Below are 2,510 nucleotides of genomic sequence, written 5' to 3'. Positions count from 1 at the left end.
CTAATGGCGGTATGTGATGGTGGCCCTTGCTGGATTTGAACCAGCGACCTGGCGATTATGAGTCGCTCGCTCTCACCACTGAGCTAAAGGGCCGGGAGCAGAATAATAATGGTGCGTAATTAATTCTGCAATCTCATCCGTTTCAAACGATTAAATCCTGAACTTCCCTGACTGTCTGCTCAAAACGTCCTGTCTCCAGTTCAACGCCAATCGCACGACGCCCGAGCGCCAGTGCCGCTTTTACCGTTGAACCCGACCCCATGAAAAAATCCGCAACCAGATCACCAGGACGACTACTTGCGCTGATTATCTGCTGCAGCATTTCTGCCGGTTTTTCGCACGGATGTTTCCCGGGATAGAACTGCACCGGTTTATGTGTCCACACATCCGTGTACGGCACCTGCGCCGTCACACCAAAATACCGCCGCAGATGTTTATATTCACTCTGCAGCTCCGCATACTGTCGGTTCAGTGAAGTATACGTATCCACCAGCTGGTGGTGGGGCTTTTCCAGTTCCCCCCGCTGATGCTTCTCTTCTGCCACCCTGGCAAACAGTGCCTGTAATTTCAGATAATCGCTTTCGTTCGGCAACTGCCACTGACTGGCACTGAACCAGTGCGACACCATGTTTTTCTTTCCTGTGGCATCTGCAATCTGTTTTGCCGTTATCCCCAGGGCCGCGCATGCATCACGAAAGTAAGAAATCAGCGGGGCCATCACATGCTGTTTCAGTGCCCTGCCCTTCGCCTCATACCCGGCATCTTTCGGACGATACGGCCCCTGATAATGTTCCGCGAACAGAATGCGCTCTGTGGCGGGGAAATACGCCCGCAGGCTTTCCTTGTTGCATCCGTTCCAGCGTCCGGACGGCTTCGCCCAGATAATATGGTTCAGCACACTGAAGCGTTCACGCATCATGATTTCGATATCAGATGCCAGGCGATGACCACAGAACAGGTAAAGACTTCCGGCAGGTTTCAGCACCCGCCAGAACTGCGCCAGACACTGGTCCAGCCACTTCAGGTAATCATCGTCGCCCTTCCACTGGTTATCCCAGCCCTCAGGCTTCACTTTAAAGTACGGCGGGTCCGTGACTATCAGGTCAACAGAATTTTCGGGTAACGACCGGATAAATTCCAGGCAGTCGGCGTTGATTAACTCACAACTGGATATTTTTACAGTATTAAGCATGGATCATTAAGCCTGTCTCTGATAGGCTCATTCTGCTTTTGCGCAAAGCAGTGGGCCTGAGGTTTGCTTGTGAACCCAACGCATGAGCAGATGGCTGGTGGGTGCCCCTAACACCCACCAGCGCCCATTTACCACAAATAAAAAAGCCTTCAGGACTGAAGGCGTCTGTAACAACCGAACTGATAGTCTGCCAGACCCGCCATAACAAGTTGGGTCAGTATTAACTGACAGCGTTCGCGTGAAAGGTAAGTATTCTGCGCAATCTCCCCGACTGTCGCCGGTTCGGTGACGCTTAATTCATTAAACACCACTCTGGCGGTTTCTGTCATATCCTGCTGTTTCAGCATGTCTTTTTCCCTTTTCCGGTTAACGTGACACACCAATAACTCTTGTCGAAAAAGCCAGCAAGCTGAAAGACAGGTATTCACCGCCACCAGCACGTTTACTGTACTGGACCGATTTCAGCCATAAAAAAACCCGCTCGCGGCGGGTTTAAGCTGTGTGGCGAAGTAACCACTCTTAACATACTGACATACTTTTTGCGGACCGCACTAATCATTTTTTACTTTTTTAGCAGCCAGTCGTCCATCTCCAGTCTTACCCCCAGCACAGACAAACATCCGTCAATAAACCCTTCGGCTATCTGCATCTCAATTCGTATTGCTTTTTCGCTTTTCTTTCTCGTCCTGGCTATCTGTCTTTTTGATATTCGCAACAAATAATGAGCAATGAGAAGCGAATACTCCTCAGGTTTTTTCTGCTTCAGACGAGCAAGACAGTTTTCAATGATAAGTCCGTCATCATCGCAGCAGGCCGGACGTGGTTTAGTGGCAGATGGTAAAAGTCCTTTGAATCCGGCAGCGATCGGAGAATAGTCCACCCCGGTGTTACCACTTGCAGCCCATGCCCCCCAGCGTTCAAGAACCATCTGAATATCACGCATCAACTTTCTCCACAAAATCAGGACAGCACACCAATCGCCAGCGCGCGATCGATAAAACGAAATATCAGCTCCAGTTGGGAGCCATACTTCTCTTCAAATGCCACGGTATCCGCATGCAGTTCGTCATGGTGTTTTCTGCACAAAGGCAACACAAAAAGGTCATGCGCTTTTGTTCCCATTCCACCCTGACCGTGACCTATCAGGTGGTGGGGATCATCAGCGGGCTTTCCACAACATGCACACGGCTGTGTCTTAACCCAGCGCGTGTACTTTTCATTAACCCAGCGGCGACGTTTTGGGCGTAACATAAAAGACTCCGGCGACTCCGGATCCACTTTCAGCGCCAGCACCTTTTTCGCCTTATCCTGGATGATG

3 protein-coding genes, 1 tRNA gene and 1 pseudogene are annotated in these 2,510 nt (G+C 50.5%); all 5 read right to left on the bottom strand.

The features are described 5' to 3' along the window. Positions 1-17: 17 nt before the first annotated feature. Positions 18-93 (bottom strand) — tRNA-Ile (locus BFF42_RS15035). 49 nt (positions 94-142) lie between these two features. Next, on the bottom strand, positions 143-1,192 hold the full coding sequence (locus BFF42_RS15030; RefSeq protein WP_000935526.1) for a DNA-methyltransferase: 1,050 nt from the start codon (positions 1,190-1,192) through the stop codon (positions 143-145). Between the two features lie 112 nt (positions 1,193-1,304). Continuing rightward, a pseudogene (locus tag BFF42_RS15025) lies at positions 1,305-1,539 on the bottom strand (hypothetical protein); the annotation flags it as partial. Between the two features lie 215 nt (positions 1,540-1,754). Further along, the gene (locus BFF42_RS15020; protein ID WP_001204806.1) at positions 1,755-2,135 is read right to left on the bottom strand and encodes an antiterminator Q family protein; all 381 of its coding nucleotides are present in this window, start codon (positions 2,133-2,135) and stop codon (positions 1,755-1,757) included. Between the two features lie 17 nt (positions 2,136-2,152). Next, on the bottom strand, positions 2,153-2,510 hold a 358-nt coding region (locus BFF42_RS15015; protein ID WP_122994572.1), incomplete at its 5' end, for a DUF968 domain-containing protein.

The organism is Shigella sp. FC1661 (assembly GCF_001712525.1).
GTDB lineage: Bacteria > Pseudomonadota > Gammaproteobacteria > Enterobacterales > Enterobacteriaceae > Escherichia > Escherichia coli.
This window is presented reverse-complemented; position numbering and strand designations above follow the sequence as displayed.